The following is a 5,445-nucleotide window of genomic DNA, read 5'->3' as shown; positions in this document are numbered from 1 at the left end:
GGCAACTGCTTGGCCGCTTTTCAGTTCTACGGGGGCGGCTTCCCTTCTGCGGGGGCAGGCTCCTTGCAGCAGCTTTCCGGTGCGTCCACCTGGTGAGTCCGCACCTCGCATCCACCTGGCGCACCCGCCTCACGTGTCCGCTCTGTGGAACGTGCGGGAGTTTCGCGCTGGGCCGAACTGCGGAAACACGCGGGAGGCAGCCATTTCGGCAGGCGCAGGTGGGCGGCAATATTTGCACTCGCATGGGGAGAGTGCTAAATCTAGTACTGGTGAAAACCTAGGGTTTCTCATCAATCGTTTCGAGAGCGTGGTCCATGTGTGGAATGGAACATGCGGACACACTCTCTGCCGTCGCGGGCGCTGACGATTGCTCTGGATTCCCAATCCACTCCATCAGGGAGGATCTAAGCCACTATGGCAAAGATGATTGCATTCGACGAAGAAGCTCGTCGGGGACTCGAAGCAGGTCTCAACCAGCTTGCGGACGCGGTCAAGGTAACCCTTGGACCCCGTGGCCGCAATGTCGTGCTCGAAAAGCAGTGGGGCGCACCCACCATCACAAACGATGGTGTCTCCATTGCCAAGGAGATCGAACTCGAGGATCCCTACGAGAAGATCGGCGCTGAGCTCGTCAAGGAAGTCGCCAAGAAGACTGACGACGTTGCTGGCGACGGCACCACCACCGCTACCGTTCTGGCTCAGGCGCTCGTTCGCGAGGGACTGCGCAACGTGGCAGCCGGTGCTGATCCGCTCAGCCTCAAGCGTGGCATCGAGAAGGCTGTTGAAGCCGTGACCGCTGTCCTGCTCGAGAACGCCATCGACATCGAGACCAAGGAACAGATCGCCGCGACTGCCGGTATCTCCGCTGGAGATCCTGCTATCGGTGAACTGATCGCCGAGGCCATCGACAAGGTCGGCAAAGAAGGCGTCGTCACCGTCGAGGAGTCCAACACATTCGGACTCGAGCTCGAACTGACCGAGGGTATGCGCTTCGACAAGGGCTACATCTCCGGTTACTTCGTCACCGACACCGATCGCCAGGAAGCTGTCCTTGAGGATCCTTACATCCTCATCGTCAACTCCAAGATCTCGAACGTGAAGGATCTGCTGCCCATCCTCGAGAAGGTTCAGCAGTCCAACAAGCCGCTGTTCATCATCGCTGAAGACGTCGAGGGCGAAGCTCTCGCGGTTCTCGTGCTGAACAAGATCCGTGGCACCTTCAAGTCCGTGGCCGTCAAGGCTCCTGGCTTCGGAGATCGCCGCAAGGCTCAGCTGGCCGACATCGCCATCCTCACCGGTGGTCAGGTCGTGTCCGAGGAAGTCGGGCTCAAGCTCGACAATGTGACCACCGAACTGCTGGGCACCGCCCGCAAGGTTGTCATCACCAAGGACGAGACCACCATCGTCGAGGGTGCCGGAGACGCCGAGGAGATCGCAGGTCGGGTCGCCCAGATCCGTGCCGAGATCGAGAACTCGGATTCCGACTACGACCGTGAGAAGCTGCAGGAACGTCTGGCCAAGCTGGCCGGCGGAGTTGCAGTCATCAAGGCCGGAGCCGCGACCGAGGTCGAGCTCAAGGAAACCAAGCACCGCATCGAAGATGCAGTGCGCAACGCCAAGGCTGCTGTGGAAGAGGGAATCGTCGCCGGTGGCGGCGTCTCACTCATCCAGGCGGGCAAGACTGCCTTCGCCAACCTCACTCTCGAGGGTGACGAGGCAACCGGTGCCAACATCGTCAAGGTTGCCATCGAAGCTCCGCTCAAGCAGATCGCCACCAACGCCGGCCTCGAAGCCGGTGTGGTTGCCGATAAGGTCGCCAACCTCGAACCCGGATTCGGCCTCAACGCCGCAACCGGTGAGTACGAGGACCTGCTGGCCGCTGGCATCAACGACCCGGTGAAGGTGACCCGCTCTGCTCTGCAGAACGCCGCCTCGATCGCCGGTCTGTTCCTGACCACCGAGTCGGTTGTCGCCGACAAGCCTGAGAAGGCTGCACCAGGTGCTGACGCAGCTGCTGCCGGCATGGACGGAATGGGTGGCATGGGCTTCTGATAAGCCCCTCTCACTCGAAGAGCCGTGCCGGTGCCCGAAAGGGTGCCGGCACGGCTCTTCTCGGTTCGAAGGCCGTGCCGTAGCCTGGACGGCATGAACTTCACAGGCACAGAATCCTGCGGAAACAGTCCGAAGAACATGTTCGTCGCCAGGTTCGAGGAGAATCTGATCATCGGAGACAGACAAGCCCTCGCCGAGGTGGTCGATGAGGACTGCATCCTCCAGATCGTGGGCGGCGGGGGAGTCGAGACCAGCACCGGGCGCGACGAAGTCATCGACGCACTGCTGCGCATTGCTGACTCGAAGCCCGTGGCCGGTCATCTCGACGCAGCCATCACTCACGGCAAGGCAGCTGCGGCCTGGGGCCAATGGGAGTATTCGAGCGACGGCGAGGACATCCGATACTTCTCACATACGCTTTGGTTCCGAAACAACAAGGCCACAGAGTTCGCTCAGATCCGGGTCTTCCACGCCTGAGCGTCCCCAGCCGGGCGCGGACAGGTTCAGGGACGTCGCCTAAGCGCGTCGCTGCCAGTCACGAGTCGGTCAGTCCCAGGGGTTCCTGCGTCGATGACGACGCTCTCGGCGGCGCCTGCGCATCTCATCATTGGGAGCCACCTCTCCCGGAGCGAAGGGAGGGGCCAAGGGGTGCGGAGGCTGCAATCCGTTGCCGAAGGTGTCTTCGTAATCCTCGTCCTCATCGTCGTTCCTGCGTTCCTCAAGCTCACGCTTGGCCTCAGCGTCGCCTAACTGCGCTCGGGCTCGCTTCGTCAGCTCGCGCTTCCTGTTGCGGATGAGGCTCTGCTTATTGGAGATCTGTGAGATCGCGCCGAAGAGCATCGGAAGAATGACGAATATCGGCCAGAAGAATATGAGCCCGCCCGCGGCGAATGAAGTGGCGGCCCAGATGGCGAGTGTGATTCCGGCAGGACCGGCGAACATCCCCAGGAGTACATTTCGCACGCGGTCCTTGTAGTACTTCTGCGCGGCCGCATCGATCTGCTCGGGAGTGATCGGGATACGATCAGCATTCAGGCGGGCAAGAGCTTGGGCACGGGCTGAATCGTCGAGTTCTCCCGGTGCGACCTCGCCCGCCTCGGCGATGATGAGATCCTGCACGAGATCGGGCACCTCTCCCAGAGTCTTCAGACGGTTGGCGGCCTCGCTGCGTTCGTCGAATTCCTCGGCGTCGATCTGACCCAGCGCAAACGCCTCGGACAGCACATCGCCCACGATTGCGCGATCGGCATCCGAAGCGCGCACCTGCCCATGAGCGCGGGGATCCGCGCTGAATCGTGACCACAGTGGCGAACTGTTCATGACACTTACTGTAACCCCGCCCAGATAGCGGGTCTGAACTATGATGGTGCAAATGGAACCCGTCGTCGTGCTCATCGTGTTCGCGGTGTTCCTGGGGGCAGTTTCGCAACGGGTCACCGGAATGGGATTCGGCCTGGTCAGTGGGCCGTTCCTCGTGCTTCTGCTCGACCCGTTCTCCGGCGTTGTGCTCGTCAACATCTGCGGCATCGTCGCCAGCGGCACCGTGTTCGCCCGCACCTGGCGAGAAGTCGAATGGGGCAGTTTCTGGAAGCTGTCGCTGGGGGCACTGATCGGCACGATTCCCGGAGCCCTCCTGGCTGCAATGCTCCCAGCGCCACCGCTGCAGATCCTGATCGGCCTGCTGATCCTCGTCTCCCTCAGCAGCTCCATGGTCATCGGCCGAATCGGCAAGACGATGCCCGCGAATTTCGGAACCAAGTTCACCACCGGCTTCCTCTCGGGAACGATGTCGGCTGCCGCGGGAGCGGGCGGGCCTGCCGTCAGCGCCTATGCTGTACTGACGAAGTGGGAACAGCGGACATTTGCCGCAACCCTGCAGCCGTTCCTCGTCGTCGGGACCACCTCGGCGATCGTCTTCAAAGCCGTGTTCGACCACGGCGCCTGGCCGCAGTTGGCAGCACCTGCCTGGATCGGGATCGCGGCGGTCCTCGTCGCAGGTCTCGTCGGCGGGGATTGGATGTCGAAGAAGATCGATTCCTCGACTGCCCGAGTCATTATGATCGTCCTTGCCCTCGGTGGGGGAATCGCGACCCTCGTCAAGGGGCTGATCCACCTGGGCTGAACGGCTTACCGACTCCTCGTGTTATAGGCAAGGGAGCCTGTTGTGAGCGCGTTGAGCGCCCATCTGAGAGCGAATTTCGAGCCTGCGGACTGAGCTGACACAAGGCTTCAGTTCAGTCGCTTGTCAGACTCGTCCGGCATACTGATTGGTGACTCGTTTTGCTGGGGAGGCATAGATCGTGGCAGCAGTATTCCTGATAATACTCGTGGTGCTCGGCACCATCTTCTTCGTTGGCTACCGCAAGGAGAAACACCGTAAGAAGGAGCTTGCCGCCGCCGAGCTCCAGCAGGTGACAAAGACCGCCGAAGAGGATGTCACGTCCTTCGGCGAGGAAGTCGCCGAACTCGATATCCTCACCGCCGGAGTCGAACTCGACACCGGCGGCTCGCAGGACTACAAGCAGGCCTTGGATTCCTACGACATTGCCAAGGAGACGCTCGACAACGTCGACGAGCCCTCCGACATCCGCAGCGTCACCGAGGCCCTCGAAGACGGTCGCTACGCCGCCAAATGCGTGCGTGCGCGCGTTGACGGAAAGCCTCTGCCCGTGCGCCGTCCCCCGTGCTTCTTCAACCCGCAGCACGGTCCCTCGGTCGAAGACATCGACTGGGCGCCTGCCGGCGGCCAGCTGCGACCTGTTCCCGTCTGTGCCGCCGACGCCGAGCGCGTGGCAGTGGGTGCGGAACCGGCCGTCCGCAAGGTCGTGACCGGTGATGGACATACTCGCCGGGCCTACTGGGAAGCAGGACCTGCCTATGCCGAATACAACCGCGGATACTTCAACTCCTATGCAGGTTCGGGGCTTCTGCCCGGCGTCCTCATGGGCTCGATGATGTTCGGCGGCATGGGCGGCGGCTGGGACGGCGCCTATGGCGACGCCGGCGGCGGTGACGCCGGTGGTGGCGATGCCGGCGGTGGAGATGGCGGAGACGGAGGCGGATTCTTCGGCGGCGGAGACGGCGGAGACGGAGGTGGCCTCTTCGGCGGCGACGGGTTCGATCTTGGAGACCTGTTCTGATGGAGACGATTGAGATCCGCGGCGATTCGATCAAGCTCGGTCAGCTGCTCAAACTCCATGGTGTCGCCGAACACGGCGCGATGGCCAAAGACATGATTGCCGACGGCGAAGTCGTGGTCAATGGTGAGGTCGAAACTCGCCGAGGTGCCACGATTCGTCCCGGAGACACCGTCGAAGCCCTAGGCGAGGTCATCGAGGTCTCGGTCGAATAGGCCCTACGATCACGAACACAGCATCTGATGCAGAAGGGGGG

Annotated in this window: 6 protein-coding genes; 5 read left to right on the top strand and 1 reads right to left on the bottom strand. The window is 62.1% G+C overall.

All coding sequences use genetic code 11. The features are described 5' to 3' along the window. Nucleotides 1-414: 414 nt before the first annotated feature. Nucleotides 415-2,052 carry a chaperonin GroEL gene (gene groL, locus ACE03M_RS09760; protein WP_143920570.1) on the top strand — a complete coding sequence of 546 codons (1,638 nt, stop codon included), beginning with the start codon at nucleotides 415-417 and terminating at the stop codon, nucleotides 2,050-2,052. 93 nt (nucleotides 2,053-2,145) lie between these two features. Then, nucleotides 2,146-2,529, top strand: a complete 384-nt coding sequence (locus ACE03M_RS09755) for a nuclear transport factor 2 family protein (RefSeq protein WP_485933799.1) — start codon at nucleotides 2,146-2,148, stop codon at nucleotides 2,527-2,529. A gap of 69 nt (nucleotides 2,530-2,598) precedes the next feature. On the opposite strand, the gene ACE03M_RS09750 is transcribed toward ACE03M_RS09755, so the two are convergent. After that, on the bottom strand, nucleotides 2,599-3,372 hold the full coding sequence (locus tag ACE03M_RS09750) for a DUF1707 SHOCT-like domain-containing protein (protein WP_143920568.1): 774 nt from the start codon (nucleotides 3,370-3,372) through the stop codon (nucleotides 2,599-2,601). Between the two features lie 52 nt (nucleotides 3,373-3,424). On the opposite strand from ACE03M_RS09750, the gene ACE03M_RS09745 reads away from it, so the two are divergent. The 3 genes from ACE03M_RS09745 to ACE03M_RS09735 all read left to right on the top strand — a co-directional run bounded on the left by ACE03M_RS09745 (nucleotide 3,425) and on the right by ACE03M_RS09735 (nucleotide 5,404). Continuing rightward, nucleotides 3,425-4,174, top strand: coding sequence for a TSUP family transporter (locus ACE03M_RS09745; protein WP_485933797.1), 750 nt, complete (start codon nucleotides 3,425-3,427; stop codon nucleotides 4,172-4,174). Nucleotides 4,175-4,352: 178 nt separating this feature from the next. Continuing rightward, a complete protein-coding gene (locus tag ACE03M_RS09740) occupies nucleotides 4,353-5,192 on the top strand; it encodes a hypothetical protein (protein ID WP_485933795.1) in 840 nt (279 codons plus the stop codon). After that, nucleotides 5,192-5,404: an RNA-binding S4 domain-containing protein gene (locus ACE03M_RS09735; protein ID WP_143920566.1), complete on the top strand. Its 213-nt coding sequence runs from the start codon at nucleotides 5,192-5,194 to the stop codon at nucleotides 5,402-5,404. The genes ACE03M_RS09740 and ACE03M_RS09735 overlap by 1 nt, the downstream gene beginning before the upstream one ends. Nucleotides 5,405-5,445: the final 41 nt, after the last annotated feature.

The organism is Brevibacterium sp. AGC70 (assembly GCF_057334195.1).
Note: the sequence above shows the minus strand (reverse complement) of the source record. Positions and strands in the feature narration are given on the sequence as shown.